At 38.5% G+C, this 21,353-nt stretch carries 12 protein-coding genes; 8 read left to right on the top strand and 4 right to left on the bottom strand.

What is annotated here, in order from left to right; all coding sequences use genetic code 11:
* Positions 1-62: 62 nt before the first annotated feature.
* Positions 63-2,015: a hypothetical protein gene (locus tag NEOC84_RS04640; protein ID WP_166155905.1), complete on the bottom strand. Its 1,953-nt coding sequence runs from the start codon at positions 2,013-2,015 to the stop codon at positions 63-65.
* A 383-nt stretch (positions 2,016-2,398) separates the two neighbouring features.
* Positions 2,399-3,358, bottom strand: a complete 960-nt coding sequence (locus NEOC84_RS04645) for a hypothetical protein (RefSeq protein ID WP_166155908.1) — start codon at positions 3,356-3,358, stop codon at positions 2,399-2,401.
* A gap of 125 nt (positions 3,359-3,483) precedes the next feature.
* Between NEOC84_RS04645 and tkt the strand changes: the two genes are divergently transcribed.
* The 7 genes from tkt (at position 3,484) to NEOC84_RS04680 (ending at position 16,344) form a co-directional block, all read left to right on the top strand.
* Entirely contained in the window at positions 3,484-5,481 is a 1,998-nt protein-coding gene (gene tkt / locus NEOC84_RS04650) for a transketolase (RefSeq protein ID WP_347566648.1), read from the top strand.
* A complete protein-coding gene (gene hemE, locus NEOC84_RS04655; protein WP_242678196.1) occupies positions 5,478-6,518 on the top strand; it encodes a uroporphyrinogen decarboxylase in 1,041 nt (346 codons plus the stop codon). The genes tkt and hemE overlap by 4 nt, the downstream gene beginning before the upstream one ends.
* Positions 6,515-7,900 (top strand): protoporphyrinogen oxidase, encoded by a 1,386-nt coding sequence (gene hemG / locus NEOC84_RS04660; protein ID WP_166155914.1) that lies wholly within the window; start codon positions 6,515-6,517, stop codon positions 7,898-7,900. Before hemE ends, hemG begins: the two co-directional genes overlap by 4 nt.
* Positions 7,901-8,609: 709 nt before the next feature.
* Positions 8,610-9,050: a hypothetical protein gene (locus tag NEOC84_RS04665; RefSeq protein ID WP_166155917.1), complete on the top strand. Its 441-nt coding sequence runs from the start codon at positions 8,610-8,612 to the stop codon at positions 9,048-9,050.
* 1,036 nt (positions 9,051-10,086) lie between these two features.
* Positions 10,087-12,654 carry an ATP-dependent Clp protease ATP-binding subunit gene (locus tag NEOC84_RS04670; protein ID WP_166155920.1) on the top strand — a complete coding sequence of 856 codons (2,568 nt, stop codon included), beginning with the start codon at positions 10,087-10,089 and terminating at the stop codon, positions 12,652-12,654.
* Between the two features lie 157 nt (positions 12,655-12,811).
* The gene (locus NEOC84_RS04675; protein ID WP_166155923.1) at positions 12,812-14,542 is read left to right on the top strand and encodes a protease-like activity factor CPAF; all 1,731 of its coding nucleotides are present in this window, start codon (positions 12,812-12,814) and stop codon (positions 14,540-14,542) included.
* 29 nt (positions 14,543-14,571) lie between these two features.
* Entirely contained in the window at positions 14,572-16,344 is a 1,773-nt protein-coding gene (locus tag NEOC84_RS04680; RefSeq protein WP_166155926.1) for a protease-like activity factor CPAF, read from the top strand.
* 84 nt (positions 16,345-16,428) lie between these two features.
* On the opposite strand, the gene NEOC84_RS04685 is transcribed toward NEOC84_RS04680, so the two are convergent.
* Positions 16,429-16,620: a hypothetical protein gene (locus tag NEOC84_RS04685; RefSeq protein WP_347566645.1), complete on the bottom strand. Its 192-nt coding sequence runs from the start codon at positions 16,618-16,620 to the stop codon at positions 16,429-16,431.
* Positions 16,602-16,847, bottom strand: a complete 246-nt coding sequence (locus tag NEOC84_RS04690; protein ID WP_166155929.1) for a hypothetical protein — start codon at positions 16,845-16,847, stop codon at positions 16,602-16,604. Before NEOC84_RS04690 ends, NEOC84_RS04685 begins: the two co-directional genes overlap by 19 nt.
* A 201-nt stretch (positions 16,848-17,048) precedes the next feature.
* Here NEOC84_RS04690 and NEOC84_RS04695 point away from each other — a divergent pair, with 201 nt between their 5' ends.
* The gene (locus tag NEOC84_RS04695) at positions 17,049-21,038 is read left to right on the top strand and encodes a leucine-rich repeat domain-containing protein (RefSeq protein WP_166155932.1); all 3,990 of its coding nucleotides are present in this window, start codon (positions 17,049-17,051) and stop codon (positions 21,036-21,038) included.
* The last annotated feature ends 315 nt before the right edge of the window (positions 21,039-21,353 follow it).

Consider the following 21,353-nt stretch of genomic DNA (forward strand, 5'->3'; position numbering starts at 1 on the left):
AAAGTTTACAAATAAACTTAGCTTCTTAATTCGTGATAAAAATATTACTTTCTTACTAGCATTTATACAATATTTGCAAATCCTAAAGAAAAAAGACAAAGAGTAGATCTAGCTAATCTACTAAAATGTGCGCTTATACCGCTTTTCTTACACATCTTTTTTTCCTGCATTTTTTCTAATACTGTTTTTAAGCTAGCATTGCTTGGTAGACCTAATTCTTTACATAAAGCAGATTGGTATTTAATAAAGGCTTGGTAATCTTCAAAAAGACTATTTAGCTTTTCAAGAACTTCTTCCGCTGTATAATCGGCTTTTACCATGTTAAGGGTAGCAAGTTTATCTCCTATTTCTTTAATCTTATATTGCGCCAACGTTGTTTTTTCAGCAATTAATGATAACTCCTTATTCGCACCTAACAGATGCTTGACGGCAACAGATAAGGTGGTAGTTGGCTGAAGCGGTAGACCCCCTTCTTTCATCAGTTTTAATACTTCTTGCTCCTTATCAGTTTGCTTTTGTAATTGCCAATCTAATACTTGTAATTTTATATCTAATATATTTTTGTCAGTTTGTAGAGTTGCTCTCTCTTTCTCCAAATGATGAGTGTCTGCTTCCAACTTAACCTGATGAGCTAAAAGACGCTTATTTTCTCTTGCCAGTACCTTCTTTTCTGCCGCCACTCTAATTTTACTATTCACTAAAGCTTCTTTTTCATTTTCACTTTCAATATTAGCTACCAACAGGTTATTTCTATTGTTCTGGATAATTTCTTTTTCTTCGCTAATTCGATGGATGTCAACTAATAGCTCATTTATATCCTTTAGAAGGTTATCATTTTCTTCTCTAAGTTGATGATTAGCTGCGGCTAAATTGTTTCTATCATTTTGGAGAGCTTCTTTTTCTTCTTTAAGCTGATGAGTATTGGCAGCTAAATTGTTTCTATCATTTAGAAGGTTATCATTTTCTTCTTTAAGTTGATGATTAGCTGCAGCTAAATTGTTTTTATCGTTTAGATGACGCTCATTTTCTTCTCTAAGTTGATGACCGGTTGTTGCTAGGTTGTTTCTATCATTTAGAAGGTTATCATTTTCTTCTTTAAGCTGATGATTAGTGGCAGCTAAATCGTTTTTATCGTTTAGATGACGCTCATTTTCTTCTTTAAGTTGATGATTAGTGGCAGCTAAATCGTTTCTTTCATTTAGAAGGTTATCATTTTCTTCTTTAAGCTGATGATTAGTGGCAGCTAAGCTGTCTTTATCATTTAGATAACGCTCATTTTCTTCTTTAAGTTGATGATTGGTTGCTGCTAAGCTGTCTTTATCGTTTAGATGACGCTCATTTTCTTCTTTAAGTTGATGATTAGCTGTAGCTAAATTGTTTTTATCGTTTAGATGACGCTCGTTTTCTTCTTTAAGCTGATGATTAGTATGGGTTAAAAGAGCATTATCATTTAAAAGATAACAGCGTTTTTCTTTAAGTTTTGCTTTAGCCGCTCTTAAGGCATCTCTGTCTTCTAAAAGACTTTCTCTTTCTTTTTCAAGTTTAGCTTTGTCTGCTTCTAGGCTATCTTTATCTATTCTAAGGCTGAGATTTTCTCTAGCCAGGCTTTCTTCTCGTGTTGTTAATAAGGCAATACTTTCTTCTAATTCTCTATTTCTACTTAACGCTTTATCTTTTTCTGCTTCAATTCTTGTAATTGTTGCTTGCGCTTCCCTATCTTTATCTTTCAATTGATCATTTTCAGCCGCCAAAATCTTAACATTGTTTTTAAGTATCTCTTTTTTTTCATGCATTTTCATGAGTCGTTGATTTGCTTTCAGGAGTTGTTCATCTCTTACTATAAGGGTAGCACGAAGGTCATCAATCTTTTTGTTACATTCTCTTACTTGTGTTTTATATTTACAAAGCTTTTTTTCTTGCGTATCTACTCTATTAACTAAAGCTTTGAAATCAGCTTCTGAAACTATCATACTGAAATCTGCATCTACATGATCTTTAGAGTCTAAATTAATCATAATAAAACCTTTTATTAATCATTTGTTAAATAAGGAAAGTGCCTTACTTTATAATTGAAAGTAGGGTTAGCTTTGTTTTTATATTTCATCCTGTGATTTTAAACAAATAAAAAAGGTGAAAGTTAATGTGAGATTGTAAATTTTAACTAGGGATAAATAGATTGCTTTTTTTTCTTAAGCATTTAATTGCCAATTACTAGTAACTTCTTATTCTTATCGTTTAGGAGAGATAAAAATTTTGATAAAAAGTTGATGAAGATAGCCTTTTATATTTAGAAGAATTACAAAATAAAAGTCCAATATGAGTGTTTTCACTAGTTGCTTAATAATTGAGAGGCTTTTATTAGTAGTTGCTTGGATAGATAACCAAAAGCTACACTTTCCTACATCTTTTGTTTTAGAAGCATCTTATCTGGCCAAAAGAGCCGCGGACGTTTATTCAGGATGAAAGGGGTATGGATAGAAGGTTTTACTAAGCCTTGGCATAGTAGTTTACTTTTAATTTCAATCACGGTGCTTGCTGTTTTCTTTGAAGCTGTAACAATAGCTTCTCCTGCCAAAGTGGCCGTTTGTTCTAGTTTATCCACTGTATCTATGACTTTAACTCCTATGTTTTTGGTGGATTTTATAAGATCTTCAGCGGTGATATCGGCCTTTACTAAATCAAAAATCTTTTGGATGACAGGCTGATACTGCTCTAGTTTGGCACATAGATGCTCTTTATTTTTTCTTAGCTTTTTAAACCAGGCTATCCCATTCACATACATTTCAGGAACATCATCATGGGAATAAATAAAAGCATGATAGGTGTCCCATAATTGCATACTTAAATTAAAAGTTTTAGCCAATACATTGAGAGTACAATAATAAAGGCGACGCCAATAGGCTTCTACGTTTTTTATCCTGGATTTAGCTTGATTTCTTGTCTTAATGGAGAAAAAGATAGAATCGGGATTTTTAGCCCATTGAGGCTCTATCAAAGGAGAATAATTGCCTTTAATAGCTTCATTTAATTCTATAAAAGCATTCGATAAAGCGCGAATTCTTTGAAAGCATTCATCAATGCGGGTGGCAAGAAGAATAAGTTTGGCTATCCCGCGGATAGTGTTTTCAATAAATGTAGGTGTAAACTTAAGAGCAAAATCCGTTAAAGTTCCTAAAGCGGCAGGAACAATTGTTTGCTGAGTGCACAGTTTTTTCTTGCGGTGTAGCCACCAAACCCAATGCACTGTTGTACAGATTTTTAAGGTAGCTCTTACCGGCAACGAAAGATTAAAGTGCCCTAAAACTTTATCATGCATTAAATCATCTTGTAAACTTCGATAGGCAGCGATAGGATTCATATTTTTTCTTGCCTGTTTACTAAATTGTGGCTAGAGTCTAGAACATTACCCAACAATCTTTAATAGGCATCTCTATGGTTGAAGTCAATAGTTCTTTAAAAAACAATAAACAAAATATTTCAAAAATTTTAAATCCCGAGCTTAAAGCTGTTTTAGCTAAAGCCGCTCATACTATTAGAGGGCTCTCCATAGATGCTGTGCAAAAAGCAGACTCAGGACATCCTGGATTACCGATGGGATGCGCAGAAATTGGGGCTTACTTATGGGGATATTTACTGCGTTATAATCCTAAAAATCCTAAATGGTCTAATCGCGATCGCTTTATTCTCTCGGCCGGGCATGGTTCTATGCTTCTTTATTCTGCCTTACATTTAGCGGGCTATCCTCTTTCCATAGAAGATCTTAAAAACTTTAGGCAGCTTCACTCTAAAACCCCAGGGCATCCAGAATCCTTAGATACCGAGGGGGTAGAGACGACTACAGGTCCTTTAGGGCAGGGGATAGGCAATGCCGTAGGTCAAGCTTTGGGCTTAAAATTGCTAGGAGCTAAATTTAATACAGAGGCCCATCAGATTCTTAATAGCAAGGTTTACTGCTTATGTGGCGATGGGGATTTAATGGAAGGTGTTTCCGCAGAAGCATCTTGCTTAGCAGCTCATTTGCAACTTGATAACCTTATTTTAATCTACGATTCTAATCACATATGCTTAGACGGTCCCACAAGTGAGTGCTTTACTGAAAACACTAGAATGCGCTACGAGGCATATGGTTGGGAAGTCTTCGAGATGGACGGCAACGATTTAGATGATATCCATCAGGTGTTTTTAAAGGCTAGCGAGAAGCAAACGCGCCCTCGGCTCATCATCGCTCATACGATTATTGGAAAAGGCTCGCCTAACAAAGAAGGAACCAATAAGGCTCATGGTGCCCCTCTAGGAGTAGAAGAGGTTAAAGCAACTAAAGATTTACTAGGCATCCCTCAAGAGCCTTTATTTTATGTTCCTTCAGAAGTTAAAGAGTTTTTTAGCAAAAAAATAGCAGAGCATATAGCTATAGAAAGAGAGTGGCAGGCAACTTTTAATGCTTGGGCTCAAGCAAACCCTAATTTGTTAAAGGCTTATGAAGCTATGTCTTGTAATTCTTTACCTGTGGATTTAGAAGAGCGCTTGAAGGCTATAGAGATTAAATCTCCTGTTGCAGGACGGAAAGCATCTCAGGAAGTATTGAACGTCTTAGCTACATTCTTGCCGCAGCTTTATGGGGGCTCTGCAGATTTATCTGGCTCAGATTTAACCATGTTAAAAAACTATCCGTTAGTTAAAGCAGGTGACTTTTCAGGCCGGAATATCAAGTATGGGGTACGCGAATTTGGTATGGCTGCGATTGCTAATGGTCTTTACCAAACCGATATGATCATACCTTTTATTGGTACCTTTTTGACTTTTTCTGATTATATGCGCAATGCTATTCGCTTGGCAGCCTTGCAAAAAGCTCATGTGATTTATCAGTTTACGCATGATTCAATTTTTTTAGGAGAAGATGGCCCTACTCATCAACCCGTTGAACATTATGCCTCCTTGAGAGCCATTCCTTATTTACGCGTTATTCGGCCAGCAGATGCCTATGAAGTGAAAATGGCATGGGCGGCAGCTTTACGCTATCCCGGACCTACAGCTATCATTTTAACTCGTCAAAATCTTCCGGAAATAGCCGCGACAAAAAGCTTTTCTTATGCAGATGGCATGGGGCGAGGCGCCTACATCCTTAGAAAAGAAAATTCTAAACCCGATTATACCTTGCTAGCTACCGGCTCCGAATTACATCTAGCGCTTGACGTTGCGGCAGCCTTAGAAAAAAGCGGGAAGAGCGTACGCGTGATCTCCATGCCTTGCTGGGAATTGTATGAAGAGCAAGATCCCGCTTACAAAGAGAGTCTTTTAGGTGGCGATCTTGGCATTCGTGTTAGCATTGAAGCTGGCGTGGAGCAGGGGTGGCATAAATATATCGGTTTAAGCGGCATAGCAATTAGCATGCACAGCTTTGGCGCCTCCGCTCCGGCTGCTGCTTTGGCGCAAGAGTTTGGGTTTACAGTGGATGCTATTTTGAAAAAGCTTCTTCCATGATGAAAACCGTTGACCCCGCTATCATTAACAGCAAATTTTTGCTCGCCCTGCATGGGCATAACCAGGGACGTCCCCCCATTTGGTTGATGCGCCAAGCTGGACGCTATATGCCAGAATATCGAGCTCTCCGCCAGAAATATTCTTTTTTGGAGATGTGTCATCATCCTGAATTGATTGTAAAGGTGACTAACTTGCCACTGCAAGCTTTTGGCATGGATGCGGCGATTCTCTTTTCGGATATCTTAGTCGTAGCTGAAGCTTTTGAAGTGGGATTATCATTTGAGGAAGGTAAGGGACCTGTGATAGCAAGACCTTTGCAAACAGAAAAGGATGTTGCAGCTTTATCAGCGGGCCCTGTGACAGAAAAGCTTGCGTACGTAACGGAAGGAATTAAGCTGCTCATAAAAGAATTAAAAGTTCCCCTGATCGGATTTTGTGGCGCGCCCTTTACTCTAGCAAGTTACATGATTGAAGGTGGCAGTAGCCGAGATCTGCTCAAAACAAAAAAATGGATGCTTAGCCATCCAACTAGTTTTCATCGACTACTGGATAAAATTTTGCAAGCTACCCTTCAATATATTGAAATGCAGGTGCAGGCAGGCGTGCATGCTTTTCAAATTTTTGATTCCTGGGCCAATCATTTAAGCTGGGGACAATTTCAAGAATTTTCCTATGAATATATGAAGAAATTGGTAAAGCTTTTACAGCAATATTCTGTCCCTGCAATTCTTTATTGTCGCGGTTCATCCGTCTTTGCCCCTAAGCTAGCAGAAGCCTCTCCTCAGGGTATCGGCTTAGATTGGAGCTGTAATTTAGCGCATATGCGTAAATATGTGCCTTTTCATATCGCCCTACAAGGAAATTTAGATCCGGATATTCTGTATGCTCCTCATGCAAAAATAGAGCAGGAGGCGCGGCAATTAATCGATGCTATGCATGGTGATCGTGCCTTCATTTTTAATTTAGGCCATGGTGTTAAGCCTGATACTCCCTATGATTCTGTTAGATTTTTGGTAGAAACAGTGCAATCTCTATGAAAAGAATTGTTGTAATAGGAGGAGGCATTTCAGGACTTGCCCTTCTTTGGTATCTAAGGAAGCGCCACGGCTCTGCTGCTTCTTTGACTTTGCTAGAAAGAAGTAATCGCTTAGGAGGATGGATTAATTCCTATAAAAAGGAGGGCTTTCTCTTTGAAAGAGGGCCTCGTAGTTGTCGCAGGCGTGGCAGCGGAAAAGCAACCCTTCGTCTTATTGAAGAGCTTGGCTTGCAAAAGCAGGTAATCGTGGCCGATCAAGCAGCTCGACAGCGTTTTTTGTATCTAGACAAGCATTTGCAAAAAATTCCCTCTCATCTATTTTCTTTGCTATTTTCTCCTTTAACAAGGCAGGTAGCCTTTAATCTATTTAAAGAATGGCAAATTCCACCAGGAGAAAATGAGGATGAAACTATTCATGCCTTTTTCACAAGGCGCCTAGGCAGCGACGCAGCAGAAAATTTTTTAGATCCTCTTACCTCCGGCATCTATGGAGGAAATATTCATGAACTGTCGATAAAGTCTTGCTTTCCTGACTTATTTCAGTGGGAACGACAACATGGCTCTCTTACAAGAGGAGCTTTCCTACACTTTTTCACAAATAGGCAATCTCCTTCTTCTCTTTATATTAAAAAAATGTGTCAAGAAAGCTTATTCTCTTTTAAAGAGGGCATGCAAACTCTCTCGAATGCGCTAGCGCAAAACCTGCATGAATCTATTTTGCATGAGCAAGAAGTAACTGACTTGAATTTTCAAAAAAAGGGAATAGAATTAGGGCTTGCCCAAGGTAAAACTTTATGGGCAGACCAGGTTTATTCGACTTTGCCACCCGCTTCCTTGGCCGCTCTTATACGCCCACATCATCTTCCTTTGGCTAATCTATTAAGCTCAATTGCTAATGCTTCGATTGCAGTGGTAGGCTTAGGTTATAAGCAAAAATTATTAACCTCCAAAGGATTTGGATATTTAATACCTTCTAAAGAAAAAGAGGAAATTTTGGGAATGGTTTGGGACTCCTGTATATTTCCCCAGCAAAGCTTACACTCATTAGAAACGCGTTTGACTGTAATGATAGGTGGCACCCGCATGAGTGATTTTTCGCAAAGAAAAGAATCAGATTTTTTGAATAGTGCTTTAAAAGCGATCTCTAATCACTTACAGTTTCATGCAGCGCCCGATGTTGTAGATATTCATCTTGCCCAGAATGCTATCCCTCAATATGTTGTAGGGCATGAACAAAAAAAAATGCTGATAGGAAAATATTTGCAGGAATTATCCCCTCATCTGCAACTATTAGGAAGTGCGTTTAATGGTGTCTCAGTGAATGATTGTATAGCCCAAGCTTATTCGATGGCCTATTCTCGCTTGATTCCTGATAGCATATAATATCCTTATTTATTAACGTTTTATGCAGTAAAACATCTGATGCATTCAATCTAATGCATGCTCACATCAAACTTCTTATTTTTAATGAAAGCTTCCTTCTTTCAAAGGTAACCAATTGTAAGCAAATTTTTAATTTTTAATAATTTATGCCTACTCTCGCACTTTCTCTTATGGGCTACAGGTCTGCGGTAAAGCTTTTGGTAACTTCGTTTTTAAGGCCTTAAATATTTGTCCGTTTTGATCAAGTGCTTCTTGGTTTTGCTAAGAACTTATTAGTTGCAGTCATCCTGTAAAAATAACAAACCTCTCCTATAAGACAGAGAGAGAGAATCAGAAGATTAAGAGACGCATAAGAGTCGTAAGAGAATTTTCACATGAAGAATCATCCAAAAGTTTGGTAATAGCAATCCTTAGCAAATCCATGAAGTTTAGAGGAATAATAAAGCATACTTGAAAAGGGGGATAACAAAAATTAGAAAGATAAATGATGTTTGTTGGCCTAAGGGACTATGAACATCAATTTCAAGCGTATCCCTGAATCATAAAAGGGGGCTCATTAAAATTAAGGCGAAAAATTTAAAAGGAGCAAAACACTATAAAAATAGGCTAGAAGAAAAAAATTCCGAACCTAGCGAATCAAGAAGTAGGAATCGCACCTGTAGGCACCCATGATCTTGATTCTCTAATCCCACGAAAAGTTCCTAGTGTTATGAACAAAAATATTGCCTACTGCTTAAAAGAATCCGGATTTACCCCCATTTTTAAAGATTATGATCACCCAGCTACAGAAGCCTATATTAAAGAAATTAACGGCTTTGAAGTGGAAATCGAGTTTCTTACGGATTCAGTAACTCGTGGAGATAAAAACAAAAACGTCCTAATAGCTGGAGTCATTGCACAGCCATTGAGCTATTTGTCGTTAAGTTTGCAAATGACTTTAAACTTTGTAACCTATTCGGGGGAGAGAGGCTTGGTTGTGTCCCCGGGAGCATGGATGCTTCATAAAGGCCTTACATTTCCCAAGCGTAATGCCCCCTCAAAAGCTTACAAAGACTTTTATGGTATCTGGTATGCCGCTACGCAATTAGGAGGATTTTCCGCTAGGGCTGTTGCTGAGCTTGCCATGCTGTTTCAGCGACATTCTAAATGATTGAAAACCTTTCAAAAAAATTTATTCCGCTGGATGGAAAATGCAACTCCTATCGATTGGTCACGGTTGGAAACACAAGATCTCTCGGGCAGACTTAAAAAATTAAATTTTGAGAAAATCATTAAGAGCATAATTTTAAGAAGAGAAAATCAAAAAGGCTAGGAACCAAAAAAGAAAAAAAATCTGCAAGCTAATGATGGGTTTTATAACCCCTTGCTTTCAAATAGGTTTCATGGGCTATTTTTATACTAAAAACCTTAAAAAGAAAAAGGCTAGAAGAGTTTTTTTATAAGTTTATTATTTTTATAATTCTTAGCTATTTCCCCCCATAAGGCTGTTGTTAAATTCTTTATTAATGAAAATTTTTTTCTTAAATCTTCTCCATTAATGTAAGCGGTCATGGGTACAGAACTGCTTAATTTTTGACGATAAGGAGCCCATGCAAATGAGGAAGTGCAGGAAATAGAAAATAGCTATTTGTTAGCATTTTCGTCTTTACAGATGCCTGTAGAATCGCATCTAGGGCTTTGAAAGCTCTTACCTCCTTGTAATAGTAGTGTAAGTTCTTCATTTTTAGATGCTTTTGCTTAAATAAAAGGTGGCTTTAAGTTTTTTATATCAAGTGTTATTCTTATGGATAGAATCCCTAAAAATAGATTTAGCTTATATACTTAGCCTATATATAGGAGCTTTTAGAGAAAAACATGGTTTACTTTATAGGCTCTTTGTAACAATAGGAGAAAAGCTTTAAAGTCATTTAAAAGCCCTTTAAAGTCTTACTTTTAGGTGAACGTTGGAGATAGCTTGATTAAGTTATAGGGGGATCCCAAGTATTTTAAGGAAAAATTAAAAGATTAAAAATAGTGTTTATTACCTTAAAATAATGTTAAATTTACTTATGCTTAAACAATATAAAATTAGGACAGGCAGTTAACTCTTTAGCCTTTTCTCTTTTTTCAGAACAGGTAACCTAGGTTGCAAAAAATAGAGCCTGAGGCTACAGTTAAAATATACGCCATTTAACTACGAGATTGTTATGTTTGACAAATTTACAAATCGTGCAAAGCAAGTCATTAAGCTTGCCAAAAAAGAAGCACAGCGCTTAAATCACAATTATTTGGGCACTGAACATGTCTTACTAGGGTTGCTCAAGTTGGGTCAAGGAGTGGCAGTCAATGTATTGCGCAACCTTAATATTGATTTTGAGACAGTGCGGAATGAAGTAGAAAAACTCGTGGGGTACGGACCTGAAATTCAAGTGTATGGGGACCCAGCTTTAACGGGAAAGGTTAAAAAAGTATTTGAACATGCTAATGAAGAAGCGGCAAATCTTAACCATAATTATGTAGGAACTGAGCATTTACTATTAGGGTTATTGCGCCAAACGGATGGCGTGGCGGCGCAAGTACTAGAAAATTTAAATGTAAATCTTAAGGAAGTTCGTAAAGAAGTATTAAAAGAATTAGAAACTTTCAATCTCCAATTGCCTCCTATTGGAGCAGGATCTCCTTCTTCCCGTGCTGGGGAGATTAGTGGTCAGATGGGATCTTCAGGTAAGCCTTATGACAAAGGCAATTCAGGCATGGGTGGAGGGCTGGAAAAGATGCCTGCCCTTAAAGCTTATGGCCATGACCTCACGGAAATGTGCCGAGAAAATAAGATGGATCCTGTGATTGGTCGTAAGCCCGAGGTTGAAAGACTTATTTTGATCCTTTGTCGTCGTCGCAAGAATAACCCTGTGCTGGTCGGGGAAGCTGGTGTAGGAAAGACTGCTATCGTAGAAGGACTTGCCCAAGCCATTGTTAAAGGCGAAGTTCCTGATAATCTAAGAAAGAAGCGTTTAATTGCTCTTGATCTAGCCTTGATGATTGCAGGTACAAAATATCGCGGGCAATTTGAAGAGCGTATTAAAGCGGTCATGGACGAAATTAAAAAGAATGGAAATGTTCTTTTATTTATTGATGAACTCCACACGATTGTAGGCGCGGGAGCTGCCGAAGGAGCTATTGATGCTTCTAATATTTTAAAGCCTGCTCTTTCTCGTGGAGAAATTCAGTGCATAGGGGCAACTACTATCGATGAATATCGCAAGCATATTGAAAAAGATGCTGCTTTAGAGCGTCGTTTTCAAAAAATTGTGGTAGCGCCTCCTTCAGTAGAAGATACAATAGAAATCTTAAGTGGCTTAAAAAATAAATATGAAGATCACCACAAATGTATTTATACTCCTCAAGCGCTGACTGCTGCTGCTGTTCTTTCAGATCGTTACCTTCATGGGCGATTTTTGCCAGATAAGGCGATTGATTTATTAGATGAAGCGGGAGCCAAAATGCGTATTTCCATGATGAATCAGCCCCAAGATATAAGCAAATTTGAAGCAGAAATCGAGGAAACACGATTAGCTAAAGAAGAAGCGATCGCTAAGCAAGAATATGAAAAAGCTGCAAAGTTACGTGATAAGGAAAAAACATTGAGGGAACAGCTCCAGCAGCTGCGTAATCAATGGGAAGTGAATAAAGAAGAGCATGAGGTAATTGTTGAAGACGAAGATGTCGCTCAGGTGGTAGCAAAGCAAACTGGGATTCCTATTAGTCGCCTTACTGAAGGAGAAACTCAGAAAGTTCTTAAGATGGAAGAGCATCTTAAAGGTAGCATCATCGGTCAAGATGAGGCTCTTAAAACTGTTTGCAGGGCTATACGTCGAAGTCGTGCAGATATTAAAGATCCTAATCGTCCAATAGGGGCTTTTCTCTTTTTAGGGCCAACAGGAGTAGGAAAAACTCTCTTAGCTCGCTTGCTTGCTATCAACATGTTTGGAGGCGAAGATGCGCTTATTCAAGTTGACATGTCAGAGTATATGGAGAAATTTGCTGTCAGCCGTATGACAGGCTCTCCACCAGGCTATGTAGGCCATGAAGAAGGCGGGCAGCTAACAGAACAGGTCCGCCAGCGTCCTTATTCGGTTGTACTCTTTGATGAGATTGAAAAGGCTCATCCCGATGTAATGGATTTATTATTACAAATCCTAGAAGAAGGTCGTTTAACTGATTCATTTGGCCGTAAAATAGATTTTCGTAATACTATTATCATCTTGACCTCTAATTTAGGTGCTGATCTGATTAGGAAAACCACAGAAGTAGGCTTTGGTGCCGAGGAAGGATCTTTAGACTACGAGCGCATTAAGGATAAGATTGAAGGAGCTGTTAAAAAACAATTTAAGCCAGAATTTCTTAATCGCTTAAATGACATGATTATTTTCCGTCCGCTTAATCGTGAAGCTTTAATGCAGGTTATTGAGATTGAAATCAAAAAAATGCAAAATCGCTTACAAAAACGTGAAGTTTACATCACTCTTGATGAAAAAGCTAAAAATTTCTTGGTCGACAAAGGCTTTCAGCCGGAAATGGGGGCTCGGCCTTTGAGGCGCACCATTGAGCAGTATTTAGAAGATCCTTTAGCCGAAAAGCTTTTAATGCATCCTGAGAAGGGCTGCCGTTGTACGGTTACAGCAGATGAGGATCATTTAATTATTCATGAAGAAGAACTTATAAATTTAAACAGAAAAATAGTAGATAAAAAGATTTTAACTACTCCTACTGTTTAAAAGCTTGCCTAAACCTTAAGGTTTGCTACCCAGCAAACCTTAAGAGACGCTCTTTGCTTCTAAAATATCTATGGAATTCCCTTGCATAAATTTTTTATTGTTTACCGGCAAATGAAGGGAGGCCTATAGTATTTCATGCACAGTAGAGAGGTTTTATATGGTTAAAATTATCAATGTTTTAGCTTTTTTAATTGCACCTATTTATTTAATAACGGCGCAAGATTGTTGCCACCGCCAGTCGCAAATGATTGCCAATCTGGAGGCTATTAAGCATGAGTTTGAAATCAGTTATGCCCCTTTTGAATGGAAAAAGAAATGTCTAAACTGGAATTTAGATCAGGAGGTTGAAAAAGCCAAAGAAAAAATCCTTTCTTCCCCCTCCTTATCTAACAAGCATTATCATCAAATTATTCGTGACTTATTTAATTCCGTACAAGATTTACATACACGTGCTGAATTTTATGCTACAGAATATGCCTTTCTGCCGTTTTGTGTGCAAGGGGTACAGGACCATTATTTTGTTGTATGGGTAGATAATTTGTGGGCTAAAAAAGAGCAAATAAATCTCCAGGTAGGAGATGAGATTTTATCTTTTGACGGAAGGCCAGTCAAGGAAGTAGTGGAAGAGATTAGGTTATCAGCCTTTGGAGCTAGCCGCAACAAAACTTATCAACATCTTAGCGAATGGCAGCTTACCTTACGTAAAGCTGTTAGATTGCAAGATGTTCCTCAAGGTCCAATAGAAATAGTTTCTAGAAAACCTGATAGCCAACAAGTTCACTCTTTTGTAGTAAACTGGGAGTATACGCCTGAAGAGATCAAAAATAATTATTCTTTAAGCATGCCTCTTAATTTAGACAGAGAGGATGAGGATAAACCTCCCTTTTTTCATCAAGAGCACATTCTGCCTTTTTATGCTAGTTTGGCCGACCATTCTCCTTGTTTAGCTGATAAAGCCGAGCTATTAGGCGCTAAGATAAATTTTTTCCCTGCGTTGGGGCCTGTACTATGGAAAGCCGATTCGCCCATTTTTGACGCTTATATCTACTCTTTAAAGAACAATAAAAACATTGGATACCTACGTATTCCTGATTTTCAAGGAAATGCATACCAAGTAGGGCAGTTCCAGCAAATTATTACTAAGATGGAAAGTTGCACAGACGCCCTAATCGTGGATGTCATGAATAATCCTGGTGGCTTTACTTTTTACATGTATGCCCTAGCCTCTATGTTAACTTCTAAGCCGCTGACCAATTTAAAAGAACACTTCTCTATTACTCAAGAAAATGTATACTATGCTGTACAGGATGCTTCTTCGTTAAAAGATATTGTTAACGATCACGACGCTACACAGGTGTTAGGGACACATATCCATGGCTATACTGTCGATAGGCAACTAGCTTGCTATCTTTTTAAATATGCCAAATATATTCAAGATCAATTCAAGCAGGGTAAATATTTCACCGATTTATATCCTGTGAATGGAATAAAAACCATCTATCCTCATCCCACTACGCAGTACACTAAGCCTTTATTCGTTTTAACTAATTCTTTAAGTATGTCTTGTGCAGAGTTTCTACCTGCTCTGTTACAAGGCAATGAGCGGGCAATAATATTAGGTGAGCAAACGGCTGGAGCGGGAGGTTCTATCATACGTAGAAAGTATTCCAATCGCTTTGGAATAGCTGATTTAGTTTTCACACAATCACTTGTGTATCACTACAATGAGCAGCCTCTTGAAAATGTAGGAGTTAAGCCTGATCTGACTTGCCTTTGGACTGCAGAGGATTATACAAAAGAGTTTGCCGGCTTTATCGATGTTGTTAATGAAGTTGTCTCTCTTAGGGTGGATGGACTTTTACCTAATACTGCTAATCTTTTAGAATAAATAATTTTTGAATTTAGATAATGCGATTAATGATTAACAAAATCTTCCTTGCGGCTTTATATAGCTTTTTATTTTTTTATCTAGGGTCTACTCTCTTAGCGTCCGAGGCTTACCGCGCTAAAATGCTAGGAAATATTGACCTTATAAAAAGTATATTAGCCTCAAAATATGCACCGGCTGAATGGAAAAAAAACTATATAGGCTGGGATTTAGAGATAGAAGCACAAGCAGCTAAGAATGAAGTGTTGAGAAGAAGTAGCTTATCCCTTCATGATTATCAAAAGATCTTGCTGAATTTTTTTAACTCCATGCAAGATTACCATGTAAAAATAGACTTTTATGCCACAGAAATGTCTTTTTTGCCCTTCCGGCTAGAAGGAGCAGAGGGAAGATATTTTGTTGCTTGGCTACCAAAAAATTCTCAAAGTTATGCAAAAATGGATTCAAGCCTTGCAGACATGCTTGCGAATATGCAGATAGGCGATGAAGTATTAGCATTTGGAAATATGCCAATTGATGAATACTTTAAGAAATTTAGCTTGAAATCTTTTGGAAAAGCTTTAACCGCGACCGATCAGCGTTTGGCTGAGCAATATCTAACATTGCGCTTAGCCAGCATGGGCTACGAAGTGGAGCAGGGAAGCGTGCCTATTACTATTAGACATCATCATGCGAATCAAATAAACACTTATACACCTGAATGGCTATACGTGCCTGAACACATTACAAATCATTCTCCTTCAGCTAGCTTTTACTCTACATGCTTCGGAGAGATATGTTCTATGAAAAAAGGTCTGGGTTTTTTTGATAAAGAGATGATCACTCCCTTACATAGGCAAATGGAAGTAGCCAAAAAATCTATTAATAAATTTAAAAAAGAAAATTGGGGTTTGTTGGAAGAAGGTAATAGCGAAAGCGATTATATAGCACTGGGGCGCTATCAAAGTTTCGTCCCAGAATTAGGGGAGGTGCTATGGAGAGCTACTTCTTTACATTACTATTCTTATATTTTTCAAACAACTAATCATAAAAAGATTGGCTACCTACGTATCCCTACCTATGCTGCTAGTGAAAATGAATATAAGGAGTTAGAGACAATCATCCAGCACTTTCAAAACGAGACAGATGCATTGGTTATCGATCAACTTAACAATCCGGGAGGATCATTAGCCTATCTGCTCTCTTTGCTCTCTCTACTCAGTGAATATTCTCTTGAATTACCTCTGGAACGGCTTACCATTACTCAGCAAGATGTCGCTAAAGCTTTGAAGATGGTAAATAACCATCACAATATACTTAATGATTTGATCGATAATATTCCGAATTTTCTGATTTCTCGTGACAATACTGAGGGGATTACCGCTTTTTTTCAGACCATTATTGATGAATGGAACGCAGGACGAACATTTACTCAGCCTCTCCACTATTATGGAATTACTTCTGTTTCATCTAATCCGCATACTCATTACAATAAACCTATCCTAATTCTAGTAAATTCTTTAGATTTTTCATGCGCTGATCTTTTTCCAGCTATTTTACAAGATAACCAGCGCGCGAAGGTTTTTGGCTCGCCGACAGCAGGCGCCGGAGGATTTGTTTTAGAGCACGAATATCCTAACCTTTTTGGCATTGCTAGCTTTTCTTACACCGGCTCTATATTCTATCGCACAGGCGATCGACCGCTTGAAAATCTTGGTGTTACCCCAGATTTTCCCTATGAAATCACCGTCGACGATCTTATTTATAACTATAAAGGTTATACAAAGGCTGTGTTGCAAGCAGTGGAAGACTTATTCAAGTAAAAGCTAACCTTGTCGCAGCTTTATCAATAATAAGGAAAAAAAGCGATAGCTTTAGGCATCACTATTGTATCGGCAATGACCTTTTTAAGGTTTTTTTACGGCGCCGGTCAAGACAGCTGCTGTAATTGTCCCTTGTAAAACCTTGCTAAGTCCAGCTTCTCCTAACCTAGACCCCCATTTAATTAAAGAAGTAGGATGGATAGACAACGCATGATGCCAAAATTCATACCCGCAAAAGTATTGCCCATAAGGATTTTCTACCCATCGATACACCACTTTTTCATCAAAAAGCCATACATATGTTGCAAGATAAAGAGCCCTACAACTAGCTTTACAGGCCTAGCGGGCTGGCTTTCTACAAACAGCTTATCAAACTCTTCTTCCAGCTGCTTCCATTCAATCAATTTGGATAGCTGGATAAGAGGATGATGTGGATTAAGCTCATCGCTAAAGCGGGATTTAAAAAGACGGCCTTGTTGATTATCTAGCTTGATTGGTTTCATAGTCAACTTTGCAAGAAATTAAGAGCTTTATAAGGATTTATGCGTAAAAAATCATAGTAACTGGGGAGAAAAAATGCTCTCAAAATGTTTTTCAAGCATGAAACACCCTTTAAATCATGTCGAACTAAATATTTTGTTGATGATTGTGCCTTTTCAAGATAAGCTAATTTGAATCTTTTAATAATTACTAGGCGGTAAAAAATGAACCCCTTTATCCCTCCTATTACTCTTGGGCATTTGCCCAATGAAGTTTTAGCCTCTATCCTTGAGCGCTGCCCTCACCCCTCTTTATTTAGCATTTGCTCCCGCTGGCATGATCTTCTATCTGATAAAGTGATCCCTCCCCTGTATAGAAAGATAGGTAACATTCATTTCCCTAACGGAAATGTTACTGAGCAGGCTCTTATCATAGATAAAATTTATGAATTAGATACTCGGCTGCCTCTTGTAAAAAAGGTAGATAAAATTTTTAAGCAAACTTTTATATTAGCTAAATCTCTTTCTCCTTTAGAATTCAAATGGAAAACCGAGGAAAAGAAATATTTTACCCTCGCTAATTACTGTTTTTACCTTGTAAATATCAACCGCCTCTTAATGTGGAAAGAACTGGGCGGAGGAGGAGAATATTTAGAAAAAGAAGAAATTAAAGCTTTATCTTTAGAAAAAAAAGGAGAGCTTTTTAGAGCATGGATTGAAAGATATGGCATCGATATCAAACATATAGCCCTAAAAAAAAATGATATGACTTATTTACCTTCTGAAATAGGCTTGTTTCCTCAGCTACAAACGCTTATCTTGGATCAAAACCAGCTCACTATTCTTCCTACAGAGATCGGGCAGCTATCTCAGCTGCAAAAGCTTTATTTAAGCTCCAATCAACTCATTACTCTTCCTATAGAAATAGGACAGTTACCTCAGTTGCAAGTGCTTAATTTAGACCAAAATCAGCTCACTACTCTTCCTACAGAGATCGGGCAGTTGTCTCAGTTGCAGCTGCTCTCTTTAAAGTACAATAAACTAGCTGCTCTTCCTGCCGAAATCGATCAACTGTCTCAACTGCAAGGCCTTTACTTAGACAACAATCAGATAGCAGTTCTTCCTCGCAAAATAGGATGTTTATCTCTGTTGCAAGAGCTTGTCTTAGATCATAATCAACTTAGCTCTCTTCCTGCCGAGATAGGCCAGCTATCTGAACTGCAAAATCTTTGCATAAACAATAATCTAATCTCTTCCCTTCCTAGCGAAATAGGATGTTTATCTCAGCTGCAAGAGCTTGCCTTAGACCATAACCAACTTAGCTCTCTTCCTGCCGAGATAGGCCAGCTATCTGAACTACAACACCTTTGCATAAATAACAACCTGCTTACTTCTCTTCCTGCTGAAGTAGGTCAGTTGCTGAATCTAGAAAGGCTTTACGTAAGCCACAATCTACTTACCTTCCTTCCTCACGAAATAGGACGCTTATCTCAGTTGCAAGAGCTTGTCTTAGATCATAATCAACTTAGCTCTCTTCCTGCCGAGATAGGTCAGCTATCTGAACTACAAGATCTTTACGTAAGCAACAATCTACTTACTTCCCTTCCTCGCGAAGTAGGACGTTTATCTCAGCTGCAAGAGCTTGCCTTAGACCATAACCGACTTAGATCTCTTCCTGCCGAGATAGGTCAGCTATCTGGACTACAAAACCTTTACATAAATAACAACCTACTTGCTTCTCTTCCTGCCGAGGTAGGCCAGTGGCTGGAACTAAAAAGGCTTTACGTAAGCCACAATCTACTTACCTCTCTTCCTCACGAAATAGGACACTTATCTCAGTTGCAAGAGCTTGTCTTAGACCATAACCAACTTAGCTCTCTTCCTGCCGAGATAGGCCAGCTATCTGAACTACAAGAGCTTTACGTAAGCCACAATCTACTTACTTCCCTTCCTCTCGAAATAGGACGCTTCTCTCAGCTGCAAGAGCTTGCCTTAGGCCATAACCAGCTTAGCTTTCTTCCTGCCGAGATAGGTCAACTATCTGAACTACAAAACCTTTACATAAACAATAATCTACTCACTTCTCTTCCTAGCGAAATAGGACGTTTATCTAAACTATACGAACTTAGCTTAGAATATAATCAACTCTATGTTCTTCCTTCTCAGATAGGAAAGTTATTTAAGCTACGGGTGCTTACCCTACACCATAACCTACTCACAACCCTTCCTGCCGAAATAGAACACTTATTTGACCTTGAAAGACTTGCTTTAGAATATAATCAACTCATCTCTCTTCCTATACAGATAGGGAAGCTATTTCATTTACAAGCGCTCACCCTAGATCATAACCAACTGACTACTCTTCCTGCAGACATGAGATGGCTTTTTCAGTTGCAAAAGCTTACTTTAGATAACAACCAGCTTACCGCTCTTTTTGCAGAGATAGACCGCCTGTTTCAGCTAAAATTCCTTACCCTAGACCATAATCAACTTACCACTATCCCTGCCGAGATAGGCCTATTGCCTCAGCTACAGGAGCTCATACTAGCTTATAATCAACTCACTAATCTTCCTACCGAGATAGGCAATCTATCCCGCTTAACAATCCTTAACCTTGATCATAATCAGCTTACCACTCTTCCTGCCGAAGTAGGACAATTAACTCAGCTTCAAATGCTTACCTTAGACCATAATCAGCTTACCGTTCTTCCGGTTGAGATAGGTCAACTGACGTATTTACAACTGCTCTCTTTAAAGTACAATAAACTAGCTGCTTTTCCTGTCGAAGTAGATCAGTTGCTGGATCTAGAAAGGCTTTACGTAAGCAACAATCTACTTACCTCCCTTCCTCACGAAATAGGACGCTTATCTCAGCTGCAAGAGCTTGCCTTAGACCATAACCAACTTAGCTCTCTTCCTGCCGAGATAGGCCGGCTATCTGGGCTACAAAACCTTTATATAAATAACAACCTACTTATTTCTCTTCCTGTCGAAGTAGGCCAGCTATCTGAACTACAAGATCTTTACGTAAGCAACAATCTACTTACTTCCCTTCCTCACGAAATAGGACGCTTATCTCAGCTGCAAGAGCTTGCCTTAGACCATAACCAACTTAGCTCTCTTCCTGCCCAGATAGGCCAGCTATCTGGACTACAAAACCTTTACATAAATAACAACCTGCTTACTTCTCTTCCTGCCGAAGTAGGCCAGTTGCTGGAACTAAAAAGGCTGGGCGTAAGCCATAATCTACTTACTTCCCTTCCTCACGAAATAGGATGCTTATCTCAGTTGCAAGAGCTTGTTTTAGGTCATAACCGACTTAGCTCTCTTTCTGCCGAAGTAGGCCAGTTGCTGGAACTAAAAAGGCTTTGTGTAAGCCACAATCTACTTAACTCCCTTCCTTACGAGATAGGACGCTTCTCTCAGTTACAAGAGCTTGTCTTAGGCCATAACCGACTTAGCTCTCTTCCTGCCCAGATAGGTCAGCTATCTGGACTACAAAACCTTTACATAAATAACAACCTACTTGCTTCTCTTCCTGCCGAAGTAGGCCAGTTGCTGGAACTAAAAAGGCTTTACGTAAGCCACAATCTACTTACTTCCCTTCCTCTCGAAATAGGACGCTTCTCTCAGCTGCAAGAGCTTGCCTTAGGCCATAACCAGCTTAGCTTTCTTCCTATCGAGATAGGTCAACTATCTGAACTACAAAATCTTTACATAAACAATAACCTAATTACTTCTCTCCCTAGCGAAATAGGACGTTTATCTAAACTATACGAACTTAGCTTAGAATATAATCAACTCTATGTTCTTCCTTCTCAGATAGGAAAGTTATTTAAGCTACGGGTGCTTACCCTACACCATAACCTACTCACAACCCTTCCTGCCGAAATAGAACACTTATTTGACCTTGAAAGACTTGCTTTAGAATATAATCAACTCATCTCTCTTCCTATACAGATAGGGAAGCTATTTCATTTACAAGCGCTCACCCTAGATCATAACCAACTGACTACTCTTCCTGCAGACATGAGATGGCTTTTTCAGTTGCAAAAGCTTACTTTAGATAACAACCAGCTTACCGCTCTTTTTGCAGAGATAGACCGCCTGTTTCAGCTAAAATTCCTTACCTTAGACCATAATCAACTTACCACTATTCCTGCCGAGATAGGGCAATTAACTCAGCTTCAAGTGCTTACCTTAGACCATAATTAGCTTACCACTCTTCCCGCTGAGATAGGGCAGTTGACTCAATTGCAAGAGCTGAATCTGGACCACACCCAGATTGCCAACATACCTTTCACTATAAGAAAGCTAACTAAGTCGCAAATATAGTAATTTACATTTCATATTTCTTATTATTAACATATACTTAAAAAAGAGTAATCAATGGTTTGAGCAAGATGTGAAAATTTACTTAGTACTACTACGTTTCAACCCCCTATGTTGTGCCTGAATTTTTGAATATAATCCTTTAATAATTATCTACTTAGAAAATAACTGTCAAAGTCGAGGTTACCATTTACCTTT

Source organism: Neochlamydia sp. AcF84 (assembly GCF_011087585.1).
Classification (GTDB): domain Bacteria; phylum Chlamydiota; class Chlamydiia; order Chlamydiales; family Parachlamydiaceae; genus Neochlamydia.